The organism is Allobosea sp. UNC402CLCol (genome assembly GCF_000745475.1).
Lineage (GTDB): Bacteria > Pseudomonadota > Alphaproteobacteria > Rhizobiales > Beijerinckiaceae > Allobosea > Allobosea spartocytisi.
Genome location: NZ_KN050692.1, coordinates 430,339 through 452,208 on the forward strand (window position 1 = coordinate 430,339; position 21,870 = coordinate 452,208).

19 protein-coding genes are annotated in these 21,870 nt (G+C 67.7%); 7 read left to right on the forward strand and 12 right to left on the reverse strand.

The window, feature by feature from the left end; genetic code table 11:
• Positions 1-47: 47 nt before the first annotated feature.
• Positions 48-746 (reverse strand): metal-dependent hydrolase, encoded by a 699-nt coding sequence (locus GY40_RS24760; RefSeq protein ID WP_038368130.1) that lies wholly within the window; start codon positions 744-746, stop codon positions 48-50.
• Positions 747-869: 123 nt separating this feature from the next.
• Here GY40_RS24760 and ade point away from each other — a divergent pair, with 123 nt between their 5' ends.
• Positions 870-2,570, forward strand: a complete 1,701-nt coding sequence (ade, locus tag GY40_RS24765) for an adenine deaminase (protein ID WP_038368133.1) — start codon at positions 870-872, stop codon at positions 2,568-2,570.
• A 115-nt stretch (positions 2,571-2,685) separates the two neighbouring features.
• On the opposite strand, the gene GY40_RS24770 is transcribed toward ade, so the two are convergent.
• Entirely contained in the window at positions 2,686-3,270 is a 585-nt protein-coding gene (locus GY40_RS24770) for a GNAT family N-acetyltransferase (RefSeq protein WP_051988490.1), read from the reverse strand.
• Between the two features lie 181 nt (positions 3,271-3,451).
• Here GY40_RS24770 and ruvX point away from each other — a divergent pair, with 181 nt between their 5' ends.
• On the forward strand, positions 3,452-3,949 hold the full coding sequence (gene ruvX, locus GY40_RS24775; RefSeq protein WP_038368799.1) for a Holliday junction resolvase RuvX: 498 nt from the start codon (positions 3,452-3,454) through the stop codon (positions 3,947-3,949).
• Between the two features lie 129 nt (positions 3,950-4,078).
• Here the strand turns inward: ruvX and GY40_RS24780 are convergent, their stop codons facing one another.
• Both GY40_RS24780 and GY40_RS24785 read right to left on the reverse strand, forming a co-directional pair.
• Positions 4,079-4,447 carry a hypothetical protein gene (locus GY40_RS24780; protein WP_197062817.1) on the reverse strand — a complete coding sequence of 123 codons (369 nt, stop codon included), beginning with the start codon at positions 4,445-4,447 and terminating at the stop codon, positions 4,079-4,081.
• A gap of 168 nt (positions 4,448-4,615) precedes the next feature.
• On the reverse strand, positions 4,616-5,011 hold the full coding sequence (locus GY40_RS24785) for a hypothetical protein (protein WP_038368137.1): 396 nt from the start codon (positions 5,009-5,011) through the stop codon (positions 4,616-4,618).
• Between the two features lie 192 nt (positions 5,012-5,203).
• Between GY40_RS24785 and GY40_RS24790 the strand changes: the two genes are divergently transcribed.
• Entirely contained in the window at positions 5,204-6,166 is a 963-nt protein-coding gene (locus GY40_RS24790; RefSeq protein ID WP_211200309.1) for an AEC family transporter, read from the forward strand.
• Positions 6,167-6,638: 472 nt separating this feature from the next.
• On the opposite strand, the gene dprA is transcribed toward GY40_RS24790, so the two are convergent.
• The 5 genes from dprA to GY40_RS24815 form a co-directional block, all read right to left on the reverse strand.
• A complete protein-coding gene (gene dprA, locus GY40_RS24795; protein WP_248311275.1) occupies positions 6,639-7,859 on the reverse strand; it encodes a DNA-processing protein DprA in 1,221 nt (406 codons plus the stop codon).
• 4 nt (positions 7,860-7,863) lie between these two features.
• On the reverse strand, positions 7,864-8,487 hold the full coding sequence (gene plsY / locus GY40_RS24800; protein ID WP_051988491.1) for a glycerol-3-phosphate 1-O-acyltransferase PlsY: 624 nt from the start codon (positions 8,485-8,487) through the stop codon (positions 7,864-7,866).
• Positions 8,488-8,703: 216 nt separating this feature from the next.
• Positions 8,704-10,020, reverse strand: a complete 1,317-nt coding sequence (gene pyrC / locus GY40_RS24805) for a dihydroorotase (RefSeq protein ID WP_038368140.1) — start codon at positions 10,018-10,020, stop codon at positions 8,704-8,706.
• Positions 10,013-10,255, reverse strand: coding sequence for a hypothetical protein (locus tag GY40_RS24810; RefSeq protein ID WP_038368143.1), 243 nt, complete (start codon positions 10,253-10,255; stop codon positions 10,013-10,015). Before GY40_RS24810 ends, pyrC begins: the two co-directional genes overlap by 8 nt.
• 5 nt (positions 10,256-10,260) lie before the next feature.
• Positions 10,261-11,205 carry an aspartate carbamoyltransferase catalytic subunit gene (locus tag GY40_RS24815; RefSeq protein ID WP_038368145.1) on the reverse strand — a complete coding sequence of 315 codons (945 nt, stop codon included), beginning with the start codon at positions 11,203-11,205 and terminating at the stop codon, positions 10,261-10,263.
• A 155-nt stretch (positions 11,206-11,360) separates the two neighbouring features.
• Here GY40_RS24815 and GY40_RS24820 point away from each other — a divergent pair, with 155 nt between their 5' ends.
• On the forward strand, positions 11,361-12,497 hold the full coding sequence (locus tag GY40_RS24820) for a serine hydrolase domain-containing protein (protein WP_038368805.1): 1,137 nt from the start codon (positions 11,361-11,363) through the stop codon (positions 12,495-12,497).
• Positions 12,498-12,504: 7 nt separating this feature from the next.
• Here GY40_RS24820 and panB read toward each other — a convergent pair whose 3' ends face one another.
• Positions 12,505-13,326, reverse strand: a complete 822-nt coding sequence (gene panB, locus GY40_RS24825; protein WP_038368147.1) for a 3-methyl-2-oxobutanoate hydroxymethyltransferase — start codon at positions 13,324-13,326, stop codon at positions 12,505-12,507.
• Between the two features lie 209 nt (positions 13,327-13,535).
• Here panB and topA point away from each other — a divergent pair, with 209 nt between their 5' ends.
• Positions 13,536-16,199: a type I DNA topoisomerase gene (gene topA, locus GY40_RS24830; protein WP_038368150.1), complete on the forward strand. Its 2,664-nt coding sequence runs from the start codon at positions 13,536-13,538 to the stop codon at positions 16,197-16,199.
• Positions 16,200-16,231: 32 nt separating this feature from the next.
• A complete protein-coding gene (locus GY40_RS24835; RefSeq protein WP_038368152.1) occupies positions 16,232-16,462 on the forward strand; it encodes a hypothetical protein in 231 nt (76 codons plus the stop codon).
• Between the two features lie 78 nt (positions 16,463-16,540).
• On the opposite strand, the gene GY40_RS24840 is transcribed toward GY40_RS24835, so the two are convergent.
• Positions 16,541-17,617 carry a tlde1 domain-containing protein gene (locus GY40_RS24840; protein ID WP_051988492.1) on the reverse strand — a complete coding sequence of 359 codons (1,077 nt, stop codon included), beginning with the start codon at positions 17,615-17,617 and terminating at the stop codon, positions 16,541-16,543.
• A 557-nt stretch (positions 17,618-18,174) separates the two neighbouring features.
• Here GY40_RS24840 and GY40_RS24845 point away from each other — a divergent pair.
• Positions 18,175-19,431 carry an MFS transporter gene (locus tag GY40_RS24845; RefSeq protein ID WP_197062818.1) on the forward strand — a complete coding sequence of 419 codons (1,257 nt, stop codon included), beginning with the start codon at positions 18,175-18,177 and terminating at the stop codon, positions 19,429-19,431.
• Positions 19,432-19,456: 25 nt separating this feature from the next.
• On the opposite strand, the gene GY40_RS24850 is transcribed toward GY40_RS24845, so the two are convergent.
• Entirely contained in the window at positions 19,457-21,781 is a 2,325-nt protein-coding gene (locus tag GY40_RS24850; protein WP_038368155.1) for a bifunctional salicylyl-CoA 5-hydroxylase/oxidoreductase, read from the reverse strand.
• Between the last annotated feature and the right edge of the window lie 89 nt (positions 21,782-21,870).

A 21,870-nucleotide genomic window follows, 5' to 3' on the forward strand; every position in this document is an offset into this window, starting at 1 on the left:
GGCGAACACCCCGACGTAAATCAACATTGACGATCCGGGAGCCCGGCTCAGATCGCGAAGGCTTCGCCCTTCTTCGGCACCACGACCTCGATGCCGCTGCCCTGCATCCCGGCGACGAAAGCATCGGCATTCGAGTCGATGATCGGGAACGAGCCGTAATGGCAGGGAATCGCCACCTTCGGCTTGACGAAGCGGGTCATGGCGAGCGCCGCGACCTTGCCGCCCATGGTGAAGCGGTCGCCGACCGGGCAGATGCAGGCTTCGACGCCATGGATCTCGCTGAGGAGCGCCATGTCCGAGAAGATGTCGGTGTCGCCCATATGCCAGAGCGTCTTCTCGCCCTTCGCCTTGATGATGGCCCCGTTGGGGCTGCCGACCGGGACGGCGACGCCGGCCTCGCCCATTCCCGCCGAATGGTCGGCGCGGACCAGCGTGACGCTGAACGGGCCGAGATCGACGGTGCCGCCCGTATTCATCGGCTGGAATTTCTTCAGCCCCTTCGCGGCGAGATGCATGGCGAGGTCGTAATTGGTGATGACCGTCGCGCCGGTCTTCTCGGCGATGTCGAGCGTGTCGCCGACATGGTCGCCATGGCCGTGGGTGACGACGATATGGGTCACGCCGTTGGAGATGGCCGCGATATCGCCCTCGAAGCCCGGATTACCGGTGAAGAACGGGTCGATCAGGATGACGGCGCCGTCGATCTCGGCGCGGAAGGCGGAATGGCCGTACCAGGTGAGCTTCATGCGGGGGTCTCCAGGCTTTTCAGTTGCCGGCCCCTATCTAGGCCGATCCGACCGCCCGACCAAGTCGACAATGCGCGCGCAGCCATGCAGGCTGTCGGCATGACCAGCCAACGGAATCGCTCCATGACCGACGCAGCCACGCTCGCCCGCCGGATCGCTCAGGGGCATGGCGACGAGCCGGCCGATCTCGTCATCAAGGGCGCGCGCCTCCTCGATCTTGTTACCGGCGATCTCGTCGAGAGCGACATTGCCCTCTGCGGTGACACCATCGTCGGGACCTATGGCCAATACCAGGGCAAGCGCGTCTTCGACGCCGCCGGCCTCATCGCCGTGCCCGGCTTCATCGACACGCATCTGCATATCGAATCCTCGCTGGTGACGCCCTTCGAGTTCGAGCGCTGCGTGCTGCCGCACGGCGTCACCACCGCGATCTGCGATCCTCACGAGATCGCCAATGTGTTGGGCGGCGAGGGCATCCGCTATTTCCTCGCCTGCTCTGAGGCGATGCGGATGGATCTGCGCGTCAACCTGTCGAGCTGCGTGCCGGCGACGCATCTGGAGACGGCCGGCGCGCAGCTCGAGGCTGCCGACCTGACCCCGATGATGGACCATCCCAAGGTCATCGGCCTCGCCGAATTCATGAACTTTCCGGGCGTGATCCACCGCGATCCCGGCTGCCTCGCCAAGCTCGAGGCCTTCTCGGACCGCCATATCGACGGCCATGCGCCGCTGGTGCGGGGCATGGCCCTCAACGCCTATCTCGCCGCCGGCATCCGCACCGACCACGAGACGACCACCGCCGACGAAGCGCGCGAAAAACTCAGCAAAGGCATGGCGATCCTGATCCGCGAGGGCTCGGTCTCGAAGGATCTGCATGCGCTGATCCCGCTGATCTCGCGCGATGCCTCGCCCTTCCTCGCCTTCTGCACCGATGACCGCAACCCGCTCGATATCGGCGAGGAAGGCCATCTCGACTACATGATCCGCACCGCCATCACGAACGGCGCGGATATGCTGGCGACCTACCGCATCGCCTCGCTCTCGGCGGCGCGGAATTTCGGCCTGTTCGACCGCGGCTTCATCGGGCCGGGCAAACGCGCCGACATCGTGCTGGTCGAGGATCTCGCCACCTGTTCGGTGCGCCATGTCTTCACCGGGGGGCGGTTGGTCGAAGCCGGGCTGTTCGAGGGCCGGACTGAGGTTCCGGCGGTCGGGCATGGCAGCGTGAAGAGCCGCAGGCTCACGCCGGCCGATTTCCGAGCACAGGCCCGCGAGGGCGAGACGCCGGTGATCGGCGTCGTGCCCGGCCGGATCATCACCGAGCGGCTGGCGATGTCCCTGCCCGCGCGCGATGGCGAGGCCCTGCCCGATCTCGCGCAGGATGCGGTCAAGGTCACGGTGATCGAGCGCCATGGCAGGAGCGGCGGCATCGCCACGGGCTTCGTCCATGGCTTCGGCATGAAGCGCGGCGCCATCGCCTCTTCGGTCGGCCATGACAGCCACAATCTCTGCGTGGTCGGCGTCGATGACGTGGCGATGGCGGCGGCGGCCAACCGGCTGATCGAGACCGGCGGCGGCTTCGCGGTGGCCGATGGCGACAAGGTCGTGGCGGAGCTGGCGCTGCCGGTCGCCGGGCTGATGAGCGAAGCGCCTTTCGAAGCGGTGCGGCACGATCTTGAAACGCTGCGCGCGGCGGCGAAGGCGCTCGGCGTCGTGCTGGCGGAACCCTTCCTGCAGGTCGCCTTCCTGACCCTGCCGGTGATCCCGCATCTCAAGATCACCGACAAGGGGCTGGTCGATGTCGACCGGTTCGCGCTCGTCTGAGCGACATCTCGCGCGATCTCGGCGCATTCGAGCGGGCCGATTCTTCAATAAGCGGAATCGTTTCCGATCACGGCTTCATCCAACGATTCACCTGTTGGCCCTCTGGCGAGGCTGATCACCGAGCGGTGCTGAGCTGGAAACGCAGATGCGGGTCGGGGCTATAGAGCGGCGCGGTGAAGGCTTCGACCAGCCGCCCGCCGTTCTTCTCGATGATGCGCCGCGAGGCGTGGTTGGACTCGTCGCAGGTGATGACGACCTCCGGCAAGCCGGCCTGATGCGCCACCTGCAGCATGGCGCCGAGCGCGGCGGTGGCGTAGCCGTGGCCGGCGAAGGCCGGGAGGATGGCGTAGCCGATATGTCCGAGCACATGCTCGGGCAGGGCCAGCATCGGGCGGCCTTCTGCATCCGCCTGCCAGCGCAGATTGATCGAGCCGACGAAGGGACGCCCGGGTCTGTCCTGCGCGAAGATCCAGCGCGTCGGCCCCGGCAGGCGCTCGACCTCGCGGCCATCCGGCAGGCGGATAAGGCCCGGTCCACCGCGGAGTTCGGCGAGGAAGGCGTCGGGATCGGCAGCGATGGCGGCGAGCTGTTCCGGCGCGACGTCGCGTGTCGTATTCGGCGACCAGCCGCCGCGCAGCGCCGCCTCATAGGGCGCGAGCAGGGCTCTGTCGGGAACTTGCAACGAGATCAGAGCCGGCACGCGCAGTGTATCCTTCCATGGCGGCGATCCCGCCTTCGTGCATCGAGGATAGAGCGCTCGGTCGCCATGCGCGACGGTTCCGGCACGATCTGGCGCGACGGTGGCCATTCCTGGGATGCAAGGCGCGCTCTTCGCGCAGCAATCGCTCGTAAGCGCGGGCCCCGCGTGCTACCGCGCTGGGATGACCAGTGCCATCGTTCCGCTCGAAAGCCTTCTCGATCTGCCGGATCACGCGCGGCTGCTCGGGCTCGACCTCGGCACCAAGACGATCGGGCTCGCGCTGTCGGATGTGGAGCGCAGCATCGCGACGCCGCTCGAAACCATTCAGCGCGTCAAGTTCGGGCTCGACGCTGCCGCGCTGCTCAAGATCGCGGGCAAATATCAGGTCGCCGGGCTGGTGATCGGCCTGCCGCTCAACATGGATGGCAGCGAGGGGCCGCGCGTGCAGTCGACCCGCGCCTTCGTGCGCAATCTCGCGCCGCTGACCGAATTGCCGATCGTGTTCTGGGACGAGCGGATGTCGACGCTTGCGGTCACGCGCACCCTGCTCGACGCCGACGCCTCGCGGGCCAAGCGCGCGGCCGTGGTCGACAAGATGGCGGCCGCCTACATCCTCCAGGGCGCGCTCGACCGGCTCGCGCGACTGGCCGACGACGCATTCGGGCCGGAAACGGCGTGAGCCCGGCGCCACGCCGGGGCCCCGATCAGATCGAAGCCTGTCCGCCGTCCCGACATGGCGAAGACCGGAACGGAAGGATTTTCCGTCCCGGCCCGGGTCGTGATTGATGTCGGAGTGCCGGCGAGGCTGTCAGAAGCCGCGCTTGATGGCCCGCTTCTGCGCTTCGCGCTGGTTTCGGATCGCGCGCTTCTGCTGCTCGATCGACATGCCGTAATAGGGATTGCCGCGCCGGCCGTAAGCGCGTCCACCGCCATAGGCCGGCCCGCCACGATACCCCGGGCCGCCGCGATAGCTGGGCGCGCCGTTGTCGATCGGACCGCCGGCGGCCGGCGGCCGCTGGTAATTGTAGTTGTAGTTGCCGCCCCGGGAATACGGGTTGGCCTGATAGCTCCCGCCACGGCCGTAGTCATTGCCGTAGGGCATGTCCTGCGCGAGCGAGACGGCCGGCGCCAGCCCGAGGGCGAGCACCCCAACCATCAGCGCTCGTTTGACCGACACGTAGCGTTTCAACCCAATCATCCGACATTCCCCCAATTCAGGCCCACCGCGAGCCGGAGCGGCTCACGGTGGCGTTTCTCTGTCCGGCCGAAGTGGCGACCGGATCTCGATCTTGTTATCTTATCGGAGCAAGGAGCGAGTTCCGCCCTTCGCTCCGATCATCCGCGATCAGCGATGATCGCGGAAGTCGTAGGGCGCATAGTAGCCGTAGGGCGCGTAGTAGCGCGGCGCCACATAGACCGGCGGCGGCGGCGCGTAGACCGGCGCGGCATAATAGCCGCCATCGTAATACGGGTCATAGGACCGGGCGCTCGCCGCGGCAGCCGCCGCTCCGAGGATGCCCAGGCCGACACCGGCCGCAATGGCCGAGCCCCGCGAAGGCCCACGCCAGCCGCCGCGATAGTAACCGCGATAGCGATACTGGCTGTATTCGGCCTGCACCTTGTCGAGCCTGGCCGGATCAAAGGAACGGCGCTCCTGCGCCATCGCCGGCACCGCAACGCTACCCACCGCGACACTGGCCGCGGTCAGAGCGACAATCCATTTCTTCCTCAAAGACATCATGACGATATCTCCTTTCCCGGGGCAGCGCCCGAACCTTGCGGATATCTTGCGCCGCCACTCTTGAATGAGACCTGAACCAATCACGGCGGCAATGCGGCGGAGACAAAGGCGACTGAATGGCAACGCGCTTGCTCCCGATCCGCCTGCCATGGGAGGGACAGGCCGGTCTTCCATCCGACTCTACAACCGGTGATGGAAGCCTTTGTTCCCTCCGGCCATTTCCACGAGTTCCCGCCCGTCATGCTCGACAGCCTGATCGCCGTCTTCCTCGTCATCGCGACGGGCTGGTTCCTCAAGGTTCGCGAGATCGTCTCGCCGGCACATTGGATCGGCGTCGAGCGGCTGACCTATCAGGTGCTCTTCCCGGCCGTCGTCATCTACACGCTGGCGATGGCCAATCTCGGCGACCTGCCCGTGCTGGCCATGGGCTTTAGCCTCGTCCTCGCCATTCTCAGCGTCGCGGCCCTGTTGCTGCTGGCGCGCCCGCTGCTCGCGCGGGCCGGCATCGACGGGCCGGCCTTCACCTCGATCTTCCAGGGCTCGGTGCGCTGGAACACCTTCGTCGCGCTCGCCCTCGCCTCCGGGTTGCAGGGCCGCACCGGCGCGACGCTGATGGCGATCGCGGTGGCGTCGATGATTCCGCTGCTCAACGTGATCTGCGTGCTGGTGCTGGCACGCTTCGCGAATGGCAAACCGATGAGCACCAGCGCCACCATCCGCTCGATCCTGTACAACCCCTTCATCTGGTCGTCCGCGGTGGGGCTCACCCTCAACCAGGTGCAATGGGCCATGCCCACGGCCTTCATCGGCTATCTCGACGTGCTCGGCCGCGCCTCGCTCGGGATCGGGCTGCTCGTGGTCGGGGCCGGGCTCGACCTGAAGCGGCTGGCCCGACCGAACCTGGCGCATGGCGTCGCCGTTCTGCTCAAGCTCGTCGCGATGCCGCTGGCGGCATGGCTCTTTGCCGGGCTTTTCGGCGTGACGGGCCCCGCCCTGACGATGACGATCATCGCGGGCGCCGTGCCCACGGCGACGGCTGCTTATTTCCTGGCCCGGGACCTCGGCGGAGACGCGCCGCTCATGGCCGAGATCACCACCTTGCAGACTCTGCTCGCGCTCGCCACGATACCGGTGGCAGTCCTTCTTCTGGGATAGAATCCGCCGATTTTGGAGGAAAAGCGCCCAATCGCACCGGCTCTCTTCCGCTTGCCCCGAAGGCTGGCGCCTTATGCGAGCACAGGGCGGAACCATATCCTAAAACTTGTATTTAATTACATATACACCCTATAAGTGCATCACTGGCGTTGAGCCGGCGACAGTGAACGACTGGCCTCCAACCATGAGGGAGTCTGCCCGCGATGAATCCGGTCGATAAGGTCCGGTCCGCGTATAGCGATGCCGACAGGAAACCGAACTGCCGGAACGGCCGCTTTCGCCGTTCGAGGCCGCGAGTTTCATCGAAGGGATGACGGCGGAGCTGCGCCGGATGGCCCGGAACGCCAAGCTCGACACCCTGTCCTATTTCCTCGAAATGGCGCGGATCGAGGCCTCGGCGCAGATCGAGCAGATCGCAGAGCGGAAGCTCGACGCCTGATCCGGACCGGTCCTGTAGCGAAGCGGGAAGCCCTCAGGCGCCCGCGCGCGACAGGCCGCCTCCAGGATGCCGCAGCACGGCTCCGGTCAATTCCAGTTCGATCAGCGCGCGCCCGACATCCCGCGCCGGATAGCCGCTCGCACGCACCAGATCGTCCAGAGCGACCGGCGTCGGGCTCAGCAGCCCGAGCAGGTTCGAGCCGATATCGTCCGCCTCGCCCGTCCCGGCCGGCGGCGCGGGCGCAAAGCCATCGCGGTCGCTTCCGGCCGCCTCGGTGACCGGCGGCTTCGTCACATCCGGCAGGTCGAGCTCGTCCCAGAGCGGTTCGCCCGCGCTCGCCACAGCCTCCTCCCGCATGGCCTGATGCTGGTGGAAAAGGTCGTCCCGCCGCCCCACCATGGGGCGCAGCGCCTCGACGACATGCGCGGCTTCGGCGCAGAGCGTGGCGCCCTCGCGGATGAGATGGTTGCCGCCCTCGGCCCGCGGGTCGAGCGGCGAGCCCGGCACGGCGAAGACCTGCCTGCCCTGCTCGTTGGCGAAGCGCGCGGTGATGAGCGAGCCGGAGCGGCGCGCCGCCTCGACGACGACCGTGCCGAGCGCGAGCCCTGAGACGATGCGGTTGCGGCGCGGAAAATCACGGCCGCGCGGCTCGTAGCCGAGCGGCATCTCGCTGACGATGGCGCCCTCGGCTGCGATACGCTCGGCCAGCCCGCTATTCTGCGGCGGGTAGATCCGGTCGAGCCCGCCGGCCAGGACGGCGACGGTTCCGGTCGCGAGGCTCGCCTGATGGGCGGCGGTGTCGATGCCACGTGCGAGGCCGGAGACGATGGCGAAGCCCGCCTCGCCGATCTCGCGCGCCAGCCGGCGGGTGAAGGTCAATCCCGCAGCCGAGGCGTTGCGCGAGCCGACCAGCGCCACCGCCGGCAGCACCGGGAATTCTCCGCGTATCGCGACGAGCGGCGGCGCGGAATCGATCGCTCGCAGGGGCAGCGGATAGTCGGCCTCGCCCAGCGCGACGAAGCGGCCGCCGAGACGGCGCAGCCCCTCCATCTCGCGCTCGGCTTCGGCCTCCGGGAAGATGCGGATGTTGCGGCCGGCCTGCCGCGCGAGGTCGGGTAGCGCTTCCAGCGCGGGGCCGGCACCGCCGAAGCGGTTCGTGAGGGAGCGGAAGCTGCGCGGCCCGATGCCATCGCTGCGAATCAGCCTCAGCCAATCGAGGCGCTGGCGATCGGAGAGGACGATGCCAGCAGCCATGCCATCAGCCCTTCTGGCCGATCTTGCCTTCTCTGCCGGCCAACAGCCGGGCGATATTGGCCCGGTGCATGATCCAGAGCAGGATCGTGAGGACGGCCATCACCGCCGCCGCCTGATGCATCCCGGCGGCAAACCAGAGCAGCAGCGGCGTCAGCACGCTCGCCGTCAGCGCGGCGAGCGAGGAGTAGCGCGAGAGCCAGGCCACGCAGAGCCAGATCGCGGCAAAGGCGAGCGCGATCCAGCCATTGAAGCCGATCAGAACGCCGAGATAGGTCGCGACACCCTTGCCGCCCTTGAAGCCGATCCAGACTGGGAAGAGATGGCCGAGAAAGGCGCCGACCGCGGCGGCCAGCGCCGCCTGCGGCCCGCCGAGCCAGTGCCAGGCGACGAGGACGGCCACCGTGCCCTTGAGCATGTCACCGACGAGGGTCGCCGCCGCGAGCTTCTTGTTGCCGGTGCGCAGCACATTGGTCGCGCCGATATTCCCCGAGCCGATGCTGCGCAGATCCGGCCCGCCGGCGAGCTTCGTCAGGATGATGCCGAAGGGGATGGAGCCGAAGAGATAGCCGATAACGAGGGCAATCAGCGTGGCGGAGCCGGAAAGGCCCCAGGTCAACGTCTCAGCCATGCAGTCCCCTCGCCCCCTTGGCGAGCGTCACAATAGGATTTGTCGGTGGGAATAGAAAGCGCCCGCCCCCCATAAACGCGCTGTCCTCCCGGACAAGCCGCTTTGGCGGCGCAGATCCGGGATCCATGCCGGAGCGCTTTCCGCGGAGGTTCAGGCGTGGATCCCGGGTCTGCGCTTCGCTTGCCCGGGATGACCCATACCTTCCATTTAGAAAACTCAGCCCGGCCCGAGCTCGTAAACCGCCCGCCCACCGACGAAGGTCGTCTGCACGATGCCCTGAAGCCGCGCCTCGTCGAAGGGCGAGTTCTTGGCGCGGGATTTCAGCTTGCGCTTGTCGACGACGAAGGGCGCATCGGGGTCGAGCAGGATGAGATCGGCCGGGGCGCCCGCAGCAAGCCTGCCGCCGCCAAGCCCGAGCAGCCCGGCGGGGCGCGTCGAGAGGGCGGCCAGCAGCGCGGACAGGCCGATCTGCTCCGACTGCACCATGCGCAGCGCGGCCGCCAGCATGGTCTCGATGCCGAGCGCGCCGTCGGCCGCCTCGGCGAAGGGCTGGCGCTTGGTCTCGACATCCTGCGGATCGTGGTCGGAGACGATGACGTCGATCACGCCCTCGGCCAGCGCCGCGACCATGGCGAGACGCTCGTCCTCGGACCGCAGCGGCGGCGAGACCTTGCAGAAGGTGCGGTAGTCGCCGACGTCGTTCTCGTTGAGGGTGAGGTTGTTGATCGAGACGCCGCAGGTGACGCGCACGCCGTCCTGCTTCGCCCGGCGCACCAACTCGGCCGATTCCGCGCAGGAGATCATCGCGGCGTGGTAGCGGGCGCCGGTGGCGCGGGCGAGGCGCAGATCGCGTTCCAACATCACCGTCTCGGCCTCGGCCGGAATGCCCGGCAGGCCCTTGCGGCTGGCGAACTCGCCCTCGTTCATCACGCCGGAACCGCGCAGCTCGGGATCCTCGACATGGTTCATGATCAGCGCGTCGAAATTGCCGGCATAGATCATGGCGCGGCGCATGACCTGCGGATTGCGCAGCGCCCGGGCGCCGTCGCAGAAAGCGACCGCGCCGGCTTCGAGCAGCAGGCCGAATTCGGTGATCTCCCGGCCTTCCAGCCCCTTGGTCAGGGCGGCGCAGGGCAGCACGTTGACGATCGCCTTGTCGCGGGCGCGGCGCTTCAGGAAGTCGATGATGGCGGGGTCGTCGATCGGCGGATCGGTGTCCGGCCGGCAGACGACGGTGGTGACGCCGCCGGCAGCCGCCGCATGCGAGCCGGAGCCGAGCGTCTCGCGGAACTCCGCGCCGGGCTCACCGAGGAAGGCGCGCAGATCGACGAGGCCGGGCGTCAGCACCAGTCCCTTCGCATCGATGCGGCGGACGCTCTCGCCTGTCGCCGGCGCCGCGCCCCATTCCACGGCCGCGATGGCGCCATCGCGCAGCAGGACCGAACCCGCCCCTTCGCGACCCGTGGCCGGATCGACCAGCCGGGCGTTGACGATCGCGATGTCCTGCGCTGCGATGTCCTGCGTTTCAGCCATGATCCGTTCCATTGCGGCCGTCAGCATCCGGCCGGCGCGTAAAGACGAAGCTCCAGAAGGCGACGAGCCCCCAGAACAGCAGACAGAGCCCTGCACCGGCCAGGACGATGAACCAGGTCCAGCCGGCGTGCGGATCGGCCCAGAGATAGCCGGCCGCGACCACGAGATAGAGCCCGACGAAGACGAACCGCACCCGGCGCATCGTTCGAAGCAGCCAGGCGAGAGCTCCGTCCATCGGCCTCAGACATTCGGCAGGTGCTGTGCGAGCGCGTCGAGCACCGCCATGCGGACGGCGACGCCCATCTCGACCTGCTCCCGGATCAGCGACTGGGCACCGTCGGCCACCTCCGAGGAGATCTCGACGCCGCGGTTCATCGGGCCGGGATGCATCACCAGCGCATCGGGCGCGGCACGTTCCAGTTTCTCGCGGTCGAGCCCGTAATAGCGGAAATACTCCTTCGGGGACGGCACGAAGGCGCCATGCATGCGTTCGAGCTGGAGGCGCAACATCATCACGATGTCAGCGCCTTCGAGCCCCTTGTTCATGTCGGTGAAGAGTTCGACGCCCATGCGCTCGATACCCGGCGGCAGCAGCGTCGTCGGCGCGATCAGCCGGACTTTTGCGCCCAGCGCATTCAGCAGGATGATGTTGGAGCGGGCGACGCGCGAATGCAGGATGTCGCCGCAGATCGCCACCGTCAGCCCCTGGATGCGGCCCTTGTTGCGGCGGATGGTCAGGGCGTCGAGCAGGGCCTGGGTCGGATGCTCATGGGCGCCGTCGCCGGCGTTGACCACCGAGCAGCCCACCTTGCGGGCGAGCAGGTTGACCGCGCCGGCGGCATGGTGGCGCACGACAATGATGTCGGGCCGCATGGCGTTGAGCGTCGCGGCGGTGTCGATCAGCGTCTCGCCCTTCTTCACCGAGGAGGAGGCGACCGACATGTTCATGACGTCGGCGCCGAGCCGCTTGCCGGCGAGCTCGAAGGAAGCCTGCGTGCGGGTCGAAGGCTCGAAGAACAGATTGATCTGGGTGCGGCCGCGCAAGGTCGCCGCCTTCTTCTCGACCTGCCGCGACAGCGCGACATAATCCTCGGCCCGGTCCAACAGGCCCTCGATGTCGAGATGGGACAACCCCTCGATGCCGAGCAGGTGGCGGTGCGGATAGAGCGGCGCTGGCGATGTCATTTGAAGCAGGCTGTTTAGGCGCGACTCGCCCGAGGTGCAAGCCGCTCCGAACAGGAAAGACCGCTATGCCGCGCGCAGCGGTGGAGCTTGCCTGCGATTGGCGCTAGGTCAGAATCCGATCCGTCCGCTGCCTGCGTTTGCCGAAGGAATTCGCCTTGTCCGCTTCTACGACCGCTCATGTTCCGGCGCCTCACGGAGCCGATTGGCAGACCATCGCCCCGGCCGAGGCCGGCTTCGATGCCGGGCGGCTCGGCGAGGCCGTCACTTTCGCGCAAGGCCATGAGAGCCCCTGGCCGCGCAGCCTCTATTATCCGGACGGCTCCTATGTCGGGAATGTCGAATGGAACGAGACCGGCCCCTGGACCGAGATCGTCGGCCCGGTGCGCGAGCGCGGCGGCCCGGCCGGGCTGATTCTGAAGGGCGGGCGTATCGTTGCCGAATGGGGCGACACCGGCCGCACCGACATGACCTTCTCGATTGCGAAAAGCTATCTTTCGGTGCTCGCCGGCGTCGCCTTCGACGACGGGCTGATCCGCGATGTCGAGGAACCCATCGGCAAAAGCGTGGATGATCCCGCTTTCGCCGGGCCGCATAACGGCCAGATCACCTGGCGGCACCTGCTGCAGCAGTCGAGCGAATGGCAAGGCGAGATCTTCGGGAAATCCGATCAGGTCGATCACAACCGTCAGATCGGCCCCGGCGCCGACAACAGCCGCAAGGGTCAGCGCCGCGAGCTCAGGGATCCCGGCTCCTTCTACGAATATAACGATGTCCGCGTGAACGTCCTTGCCTATGCCCTTCTCCAGCTTTTCCGCCGGCCGCTGCCGGAGGTGCTGCGCGAACGGATCATGGACCCGGTCGGCGCCTCGCCGGACTGGCGATGGGAGGGCTACAGCTCGTCCTTCGTCGAGATCGATGGCCGGCGCATCCAGTCCGTGCCCGGCGGCGGGCATTGGGGCGGCGGGCTCTTCATCGGCGCCCGCGACCATGCCCGCTTCGGCCTGCTGATCGGCCGCAAGGGCGAGTGGAACGGCCGGCAGCTCGTTTCCCGCAGCTGGATCGAACGCTCGCTGACGCCCTCCCCCACGCTCGGCAATTACGGCTATCTGTGGTGGCTGGCGCGCGGCCCGGCGGCGCGGCCGGGCGTTCCGCAGACCGCATTCTCGGCGCTGGGCGCCGGCAGCAACGTGATCTGGGTCGAGCCGGAGCGCGACATCGTCGCGGTGCTGCGCTGGATCGAGGGCGCCTCGACCGAGGGCTTCATCGACCGGCTGCTGGCGGCGCAGGCCTGAGCGCGCCTCAGCCTTCCTTCACGGCATAAACCTGCTCAGGTCCGGGAAAGCGTCGGGCTCGAACCTCGGCGGCGTAGTCCGCCACGGCCTTGTCGACCCCCTCGGCGAGATTGCCGAAGAGCTTGACGAATTTCGGCACGCGCCCGGTCAAGCCGAGCATGTCGTCGAGCACGAGCACCTGCCCGTCGCAGGCGGCGGAGGCACCGATGCCGATGGTCGGGATCGCGATCCTGGCGGTGATCTCCGCCGCGAGCGGCTCGGCCACCGCCTCCAGCACCACGGCGAAGGCGCCGGCCTCGGTCACCGCCTCGGCATCGGCGATGATCGCCGGCCATTCGGCCCGGTTACGCCCCTGCGCCTTGAAGCCGCCGAGCACATTGACCGCCTGTGGCGTCAAGCCGACATGGGCCATCACCGGAATGCCGCGCTCGACGAGGAAGGCGATGGTCTTGGCCATGCGCTGCCCGCCTTCGAGCTTCACCGCCCCGCAGCCGGTCTCCTGCATGATGCGGGCGGCGTTGCGGAAGGCCTGCTCGGGGCTCTCCTCATAGCTGCCGAAGGGCATGTCGACGACGATCAGCGCGCGACGGGAGCCGCGCATGACCGCCTGCCCGTGCAGGATCATCATCTCCAGCGTCACCGGCACGGTGCTGTCGAGGCCGTGCACGACCATGCCCAGCGAGTCACCGACGAGCAGGAAATCGCAATGGCGGTCGGCCAGCGCCGCCATCGGCGCGGTATAGGCCGTCAGCGAGACGATCGGCTCAGCCGCCTTGCGGCTGCGGATGTCCAACGCCGTCATGCGCTTGATCTGTGCTTGCGACGACACGCTCTTCTCCCCATGTGACCGGTGCTACCCCGTGGAAGGCCCTAAACGCTCTCCCCCATCCCGGAAAGCGCAATCGGCGTTTGACACGGCTCGCCCGCTGAACCACTTTCGCGCGCAATTCCGAACCGCACAGGTCTTGCGGGTCGCGGACCCGTCCGTTACGGCCGGTTCCGCGCTCTGATCAGGGCTGTCATCGAGACACGAAAACCATGAAGCTCCTCGTCGTCGAGTCGCCGGCCAAGGCCAAGACGATCAACAAATATCTCGGCTCCGACTACGAGGTCATCGCCTCGTTCGGGCACATTCGCGACCTGCCGGCCAAGGACGGCTCGGTCGAGCCCGACAATGATTTCGCGATGAAGTGGGAGATCGAGGGGCGCGGCGCCAAGCAGGTCGCCGAGATCGCGCGCGCCGTGAAGGGCGCCGAGAAGCTGATCCTCGCCACCGACCCGGATCGCGAGGGCGAGGCGATCTCCTGGCATGTGCTGGAGGCCCTGAACCAGAAGCGCGTGCTCAAGGGCATCCCCGTCGAGCGCGTCACCTTCAACGCCGTGACCAAGGACGCCGTGCAGAAGGCGTTGGCCAATCCGCGTGCGATCGACCAGGCGCTGGTCGATGCCTATCTGGCCCGGCGCGCGCTCGACTACCTCGTCGGCTTCACCCTTTCGCCGGTGCTGTGGCGCAAGCTCCCAGGTGCCCGCTCGGCCGGCCGCGTGCAGTCGGTCGCGCTGCGCCTCGTCTGCGACCGCGAACGCGAGATCGAGGCCTTCCGGGCCCGCGAATACTGGTCGCTCGTCGCGACGCTCGCGACCGAATCCGGTCAGACCTTCGAGGCCCGTCTCGTCGGCGCCGACGGCAAGAAGATCGCAAGGCTCGACATCGGCAATGCCGAGGAGGCCAAGGCCTTCAAGGAGGCCCTGGAAACCGCGCTCTTCACCGTGACCGAGGTCGAGGCCAAGCCGGTCAAGCGCCACCCCTACCCGCCCTTCCAGACCTCGACGCTGCAGCAGGAAGCCTCGCGCAAGCTGGGTCTCGCCCCGGCCCGGACCATGCAGCTCGCCCAGCGCCTCTATGAGGGCGTCGATATCGGCGGCGAGACGGTCGGCCTCATCACCTATATGCGAACCGACGGCGTCGACATGGACGGCTCGGCCATCACCGCCGCGCGCAGCGTCATCGGCAAGGAATTCGGCGACCGCTACGTGCCGAGCGTGCCGCGCAAATACACGGTCAAGGCCAAGAACGCGCAGGAAGCTCACGAGGCCATCCGCCCGACCGATCTCGGCCGCCTGCCGGCGCAGGTCATGCGTCATCTCGAGCCGGAACAGGCCAAGCTCTACGAGCTGATCTGGAAGCGCACCATCGCGAGCCAGATGGAATCGGCCGAGATGGAACGCACCACGGTCGATATCGCGGCCAAGGTCGGCGCCCGCAATCTGGAGCTGCGCGCCTCCGGCCAGGTCGTGCTCTTCGACGGCTTCCTGACGCTCTATCAGGAAAGCCGCGACGACGAGGAGGACGAGGACTCCAAGAAGCTGCCGGCGATGAAGGCGGCCGACAGGCTGGAGAAGCGCGCCATCGCCGCCGACCAGCATTTCACCGAGCCGCCGCCGCGCTTCTCGGAAGCAAGCCTGGTCAAGCGCATGGAAGAGCTCGGCATCGGCCGGCCCTCGACCTATGCCGCGACGCTCTCGACCCTGCGCGACCGCGAATATGTCCGCATCGAGAAGAAGCGCCTCGTGCCCGAGGACAAGGGCATGCTGGTGACCTCGTTCCTGGAGAGCTTCTTCAAGCGCTATGTCGAGTTCGACTTCACCGCGAACCTGGAAGAGAAGCTCGACCGCGTCTCCAACGCCGAGATCGACTGGAAGGCGCTGCTGCGCGAGTTTTGGGAGGAATTCACCGCCTCCATCGGCGAGACCAAGGATCTGCGCGTCGGCGACGTGCTGGAGGCGCTGAACGGCGTCCTCGGCGACTATATCTTCCCGCAGAAGGCCGACGGTTCCGACCCGCGGATCTGCCCGACCTGCGGCAACGGCCAGCTTTCGCTCAAGCTCGGCAAGTTCGGCGCCTTCGTCGGCTGCTCGAACTATCCGGAATGCCGCTATACGCGGCCCCTCTCCGTGCCCGCCGCCGATGGCGAGGCCTCGGCCGAGGGCGGCCAGGGCGCGCCCGGCGTGCGCATCCTCGGCACCGATCCGGTGACGAGCCTCGAGGTCACGATGCGCGACGGCCGCTTCGGCCCCTATATCCAGCTCGGCGAGGGCGAGAAGCCGAAGCGCTCCAGCCTGCCCAAGGGCATGAGCCCGGCCAGCGTGACGCTGGAGAAGGCACTCGCCCTGCTCTCGCTGCCGCGTGAGGTGGCGCGGCACCCCGAAAGCGGCGAGCCCATCCTCGTCGGCATCGGTCGCTACGGGCCTTACGTGCAGCACGGCAAGACCTACGCCAATATCGACAAGGGCGACGACGTGCTCGAGCTCGGCGCCAACCGCGCCATCGACCTGATCGTCGCCAAGGAGAGCGGCGGTGGGCGCGGCGGCCGGGCATCGACACCGGGACGGGCGCTCGGCGATCATCCCGCCGGCGGCGCGCTGGAAGTGAAGGCCGGCAAATACGGCCCCTATGTCGCCTGGGGCAAGATCTTCGCGACACTGCCCAAGACGATGACTGCGGAGGGCATCACGCTGGAGCAGGCCATCGAGCTGGCGAACGCCAAGGCCGAGGCGAAAGGCGGCGCCAAGGGCAAGGCGAAGGCCGCGGGTGCTGCGGCAAAGGCCAAGGCACCGGCGAAAAAGCCCGCCGCGAAGAAGGCGCCGGCCAAGAAGGCTGCAGCCACGAAGGCTCCCGCCAAGGCCAAGACGGCAAGCGGCTGAGGCCGCTCGCTTTCGCGAGAGACAGCGCGGTCATGCGTCTGGCGAGCTGGTTATTTGCAGGTCTCGGGGCACTCGTCTGCTCCGTGACCTTCGCGGGCTGGGTCTGGCTCAACGCCTACGCCTGCGGAGGCTGCAAGAACTTCCGCCTGCGCTGGGAGGATACCGAGGCGCTCAGCCTGTTCATCCCGCCCTTCTTCCTGGGCTGCGTTCTGATGGTCACAGGCGCCGTGCTGTGGATCGGGAACCGTTCGCAACGGCGCTAGAGCTTGCTGGCTTTACCCGGACCACGGGTCGTTCCGGGCTCATGCTTGTGACATGCCCCTAATGACGGCGTGCTTCCGTCACAGGCTCGCGACCACCACGATCCGTCTCACCTCGCCGCGCAGGAAGGCCTGCAGGAAGCGCTCATAGTCCTTGAACGAGATGCAGCCGTTCGAGTCGCCGCGCGGCCCGAGCAGATAGGTGTGGGCGAGGAGACCGGCGCGGCCGTGGATCGCGCCCGAGCCGCCGACCGGATTGAGCCGGATGGCGCGCACGCCATGGAACAGCGCCTCGCGCTCGGTCAGCGTGTAGGTGTGCGGCGGGGTGACGCCCTTCATGCGGACATGGGCGTAGCTGGGATCATCCATCATCTCGCCCAGGCCGGAATGGGCCTCGAGCCGCTCGCCATTGGGCATGTAGACCATCTTGGCGCTAATATCGTAGATCGCGGTGCCGGCCTCGGCGGTGCGCGGCGGCGTGCCGGCCGAGGGGCTGAGACGTGCGACGCGCCCGCGGTCGACGACGTCATCCTGCGGCGCGGCATAGGCCAGCGCCGTGCCCGCCGGCTGCTGCTTCTGCACGCCGAAGAGCTTCTCGAAGAAATTGCGGTTGTCCTCAGGCGTCGGCGCGGGCGTGGCGGCAGCGACCCGGCTGCGGCGGGCCGATGTCGCCGGCTGCTGCGCCAGGCGCGGCGGCTGGGCCTCGGCAGGCGGCGGCACCAGCTCGGCCGGACGCGGCACGGGGAACGGAGCGGCAGCGAGGCCGGCGATCTCCTGCGAGGCCGTCTCGGGCGGAACGGACGCGATCAGCTCCGAGGGGCGCGACGCCGGCAGCGGCGCCTTTTCGGCCAGGCTCACGGGCGCCTGCGACGGCAGCGGCAGAACCGAACCCGAATCCGGCAGATCGAGCGCTTCCGGCACCGCGGCCAGGCGCATCGCGGAGCCGACCGGCCGGCTCTGCGCGAGCGAGGTCGGGGTCGTGCCGGCGAAATGCGGATCGAGCAGGCCGCCATAGGCCCGCTCGGTGGTCGTTCCGGCGAGGCGCTCCGGCGCAGGTGGCCTGATCACCTGGGAGATGGCGGCTTTCTTGTCGTTGGCGGCAACATCGACGCTGGGATCATGCGGCGCGACATGATCGAGCAAGCGGAAGCCCGTCATCGCTCCAAGGCAGAGCGCGGCCGCCCAGAACAGGGTCCGGCCGATGGGGCGGCGACGCCGCCGAAGACGCAGATGGGGCGCCCCGCTCCGCCGCGCATGTCTGCCATAGCTCATTGCCCGCACTCTCGATACGCCAACGCCACGCCCGGCCTCGACAGGCGCGCATGCTCGTTCCGCCACACCCCGAGGCAACGGGATGCGCGGCGCGTGACGATGCGTCCGGCCATGCTGGGAGAACCCAAACTACGTTCTTCTCCGATAAAGCGCCGTGTTGGTTAATCGTCGGTGAAGCCGACCGCGCTTTTTTTAGGCGGTGGGTGGTGAAGCGGCGCGACGTGTCGCGGGCCCCGAAGGCCACGCAAAGGCGGCACCATCAAGGCGCGGGTTGCAAGGCGCAGGGCGGTCATTCGCAAAGAGAGGGTTTTTCTGGCTCACCCGCCGCGATTAGTTCATCTTTCCGGGCGAAGGGACCCGGTCCTCTCCCCAGCCTGGCCGAATCGCACATGTCGCAAGGACCGCAGCCCGCAGAGACGGCCACGCAGGAGGCAGCGCCTCCGGTGACGCCGCCAGCCGAGGCGAGAACGAGTTCGGTCGCGGCGCTCGGCGCCATCGTGAGCGGCGCACTCATCCTGCAGATCGCCGCGACGATCGTGAACACGGTCATCCCGCTCAAGATGGCGCTCGCCCAGAAGGCGCCGCTGCTGATCGGCCTGGTCGGCTCGGCCTATTCGGTCGGCTTCCTCGCCGGCTGCTTCATCATTCCCGCCTTCATCCGGCGCGTGGGGCATATCCGCGCCTTTGCCGTCTTCGCGGCGTTGCAGGCAGTGCTGACGCTGAGCTTCGGGCAGACGCCGATCGACATCTGGGGCCTGTCGCGGCTGGGCATGGGCTTCGCCGGCGCGGGCCATGCCATCTGCATCGAGAGCTGGATCAGCGGCCAGGCGAAGGCGGGCCAGCGCGGGCGCATCTTCGGCCTGTATCAGATCATCAACCGGCTTGCCCTGATCGGCTCGCAGATCGGCGTCGGCTATGTCGCGATGCAGTCGAGCGAGATCTTCCTGTTCGCCAGCGCTGCGTTCTCGCTGGCGCTGATCCCGGTCGGCATGACGAAAGCCAGGGGCCCGGAATCGGGCGCCGTGATCTCGGTCAGGCTGAACACGATCTGGCAGTATGCCCCGGCCGCCGTCATCGGCTGCCTCTATGTCGGGCTGATGGGCGGGGCGCTCTCCAACGTCGCGCCGGCCTATGGCATCCTGATCGGCCTCGACCAGAAATGGGCGATCCTGCTGACCGCCGGCATCCAGATCGGCGCGCTGGTGCTGCAATGGCCGCTCGGCCTGCTGGCGGACCGGGTCGAGAGCCGCAAGATCATGCTGAGCGCCACCGCCTCGGTGGTGCTCTGCACGCTGGCGCTGGGCGTCGTGCTCTGGTTCGCCCTGCCCCATAGCCGGTTCTGGCTGTTCGGGCTGTTCGCGCTGATCGGCGCCGGCAGCATGCCGATCTATACCGTTGCCGTCGCCCATGCCTATTTCCGGCTCGGCCGCGAGCGGGCGCTCGGCCTCTCGGCGCAGCTCCTCTTCCTCTGGGCGACGGGCTCGGCCATCGGCCCGCTGGTCTCGACCGCCTTCATGCAGGTCATCGGGCCGCAGGGGATGCTGATCTATCTCGGCCTGCTCTCGGCCGCGACCGGCGTCTATCTCGCCTTCCGCCTGCGGCGTAACCCGCCCTCGGCCAATCCTTTCGGGGAACGCCCGACGACCGCGCCGACCATCCCCGACGTCTCGCCTTCGGGGCGTTCGCAGGGCGGCAAGTAACGAGCGCCGCCAACGAGCCGAGGCCTCATGCCTGGGCGGCGTGGCGCGTCGGCTTGGCCTTGAGCTTCAGCGCTTCCAGCTCCTCGCGCTCGCGCGGGGTGTTGCGCATGAGCTGGTCCTTGCCGGGCTGATACGGCACCGGCTGGGCGACATCGACCCCGTACCAGGCGGCCGCGCGCAGCACGAAGGACGGGTCGGCGAGGTGCGGGCGCCCGAGCGCGACGAGATCGGCGCGGCCGGCGGCGACGATGGTGTTGACCTGATCGACTGTCGTGATGTTGCCAACGCACATGGTCGCGACATCAGCCTCGTTGCGGATGCGGTCCGAGAACGGCGTCTGGAACATGCGGCCGTAGATGGGGCGTGATTCCCGCGTGGTCTGGCCGGTCGAGACGTCGACGAGATCGCAGCCCTCGGCGGCGAAAGCCTCGGCGATCGCCACGGAATCCGCCGCCGAGAGCCCGCCTTCGGCCCAGTCCGTCGCTGAGACGCGCACCGATATCGGCTTCTCGCGCGGCCAGGCCTCGCGCAGCGCCCGGAAGACCTCCAGCGGGAAGCGCAGGCGGTTCTCGACCGAGCCGCCATAGTCGTCCGTGCGCTTGTTGGTCAGCGGCGAGAGGAAGCTCGCCAGCAGATAGCCATGGGCGCAGTGCAGCTCCAGCATGTCGAAACCGGCGCGCATCCCCCGTTCGGCGGCCGCGACGAATTCCGCCTTGACCCGGTCCATGTCGGCGCGGGTCATCTCGCGCGGCACCTGGCTTTCCGGGTAATAGGGCAGCGGCGATGCGGAGATGATCGGCCAGGCGCCTTCCGGCAGCGGGCGGTCCATGCCCTCCCACATCAGCTTGGTCGCGCCCTTGCGGCCGGCATGGCCGAGCTGGAGGCAGATCTTCGCGGCCGAGTGGCCGTGCACGAAATCGACGATGCGCTTCCAGGCGGCTTCCTGCTCGTCGTTCCACAGGCCGGTGCAGCCGGGGGTGATCCGGGCATCGGGCGCGATGCAAGTCATCTCGGTGAAGATCAGGCCCGGGCCGCCGATGGCGCGCGAGCCGTAATGCATCAGGTGCCAGTCGCCCGGCAGGCCGTCCTCGGCGGAATACTGGCACATCGGCGAGAGCGTCATGCGGTTCTCGACCTGCATCTCGCGCAGCCTGAAAGGCTGGAAGGCCGGCGGGACCGGCGAGCCGTCCTTGCGGCGCTTGGCGAGGTCTCCGAGCCCATCCGCGACGAGCTTGTCGACGGCTGCGACCATCTCCGGCGCACGCAGGGCGAGGTTGTCGTAGGTGATCGCCTTGGAGCGGGTCATCAGGCCGAATGCGAAGCGCAGCGGCTCGAAATCCCAGAAGCGCTTCAATTCCTCGAACCAGACCAGCGAGACATCCGCGGCATGCTGGGTCTTCTCGACCTCCTCGCGGCGCTGCGTCTCGAACAGCCTCAGGCCCGCCGCGACATCGAGCTTCGCCTGCCCCATCGCCCTGTGAAGCGCGATCGCGTCCTCCATCGCGAGCTTGGTGCCGGAGCCGATCGAGAAATGCGCCGTCGCCTTGGCGTCGCCGATCAGCACGACATTCTCGCTCACCCAGTGGCGGCAGCGGATCATCGGGAAATTGCGCCAGAGCGAGCGGTTGGTGATGAGCTTGTGGCCTTCGAGCTCCTCCGCGAAGACGCCTTCGAGGAAGGCGGCCGACTGCGCCTCGTCGAGTTTGCCGAGCCCGGCCTTCTCGAAGGTCTCGGGGTCGGTTTCCAGCACCCAGGTCGAGCGCCCGGCCTCGTACTGGTAGCAATGGGCGATGAAGAGCCCGTGCTCGGTCTGCTTGAAGAAGAAGGTGAAGGCGTCGAAGGGGCGGGTCGAGCCCATCCAGGTGAACTTGTTCGGCCGCAGGTCGGTCTGCGGCTGGAAGCGGTCGCGCCAGTTCTCGCGGATGCGGCTGTTGATGCCGTCGGCAGCGACAACGAGGTCGTAATCGCGCTTCAGAGCCTCGATATCGGCAATCTCGTCGCCGAAATGCAGGTCGACGCCGAGAGCGCGTGCCCTCGCCTGCACCAGCATCAGCAGCGAGCGACGCGAGCAGCCGCAGAAGCCGTTGCCGGGAACGCGGTGGACCGTGTCCTTGAAGTGGATCTCGATGTCGTCCCAATAGGCGAAGTTGTCGCGGATCGCGGCATAGCTCTCGGCATCCGCCGCCTTGAACGTGTCGAGCGTCTGATCGGAGAACACGACGCCGAAGCCGAAGGTGTCGTCGGCCTGGTTGCGCTCGAAGACATCGACCGCAATCTCCGGCCAGTCACGTTTCATCAGCAGCGCGAAATAGAGCCCTGCCGGCCCGCCGCCCACGACCGCAATGCGCATCGACGCCTCCTCCAGAGCACCAGCCGATCCGGCTGAGAATATTATTTTAAACCTAAAGTATTTTTGAGCTCAAGAGACTTTTGCAACCT

Excerpts from the sequence above, each read along its gene's own strand:
- GY40_RS24760 (WP_038368130.1), bottom strand. The coding sequence starts at position 746 with ATGAAGCTCACCTGGTACGGCCATTCCGCCTTCCGCGCCGAGATCGAC.
- ade (WP_038368133.1), top strand. The coding sequence starts at position 870 with ATGACCGACGCAGCCACGCTCGCCCGCCGGATCGCTCAGGGGCATGGC.
- ruvX (WP_038368799.1), top strand. The coding sequence starts at position 3,452 with ATGACCAGTGCCATCGTTCCGCTCGAAAGCCTTCTCGATCTGCCGGAT.
- GY40_RS24785 (WP_038368137.1), bottom strand. The coding sequence starts at position 5,011 with ATGATGTCTTTGAGGAAGAAATGGATTGTCGCTCTGACCGCGGCCAGT.
- GY40_RS24790 (WP_211200309.1), top strand. The coding sequence starts at position 5,204 with ATGGAAGCCTTTGTTCCCTCCGGCCATTTCCACGAGTTCCCGCCCGTC.
- dprA (WP_248311275.1), bottom strand. The coding sequence starts at position 7,859 with ATGGCTGCTGGCATCGTCCTCTCCGATCGCCAGCGCCTCGATTGGCTG.
- plsY (WP_051988491.1), bottom strand. The coding sequence starts at position 8,487 with ATGGCTGAGACGTTGACCTGGGGCCTTTCCGGCTCCGCCACGCTGATT.
- pyrC (WP_038368140.1), bottom strand. The coding sequence starts at position 10,020 with ATGGCTGAAACGCAGGACATCGCAGCGCAGGACATCGCGATCGTCAAC.
- GY40_RS24810 (WP_038368143.1), bottom strand. The coding sequence starts at position 10,255 with ATGGACGGAGCTCTCGCCTGGCTGCTTCGAACGATGCGCCGGGTGCGG.
- GY40_RS24815 (WP_038368145.1), bottom strand. The coding sequence starts at position 11,205 with ATGACATCGCCAGCGCCGCTCTATCCGCACCGCCACCTGCTCGGCATC.
- topA (WP_038368150.1), top strand. The coding sequence starts at position 13,536 with ATGAAGCTCCTCGTCGTCGAGTCGCCGGCCAAGGCCAAGACGATCAAC.
- GY40_RS24835 (WP_038368152.1), top strand. The coding sequence starts at position 16,232 with ATGCGTCTGGCGAGCTGGTTATTTGCAGGTCTCGGGGCACTCGTCTGC.
- GY40_RS24840 (WP_051988492.1), bottom strand. The coding sequence starts at position 17,617 with ATGACGGGCTTCCGCTTGCTCGATCATGTCGCGCCGCATGATCCCAGC.
- GY40_RS24850 (WP_038368155.1), bottom strand. The coding sequence starts at position 21,781 with ATGCGCATTGCGGTCGTGGGCGGCGGGCCGGCAGGGCTCTATTTCGCG.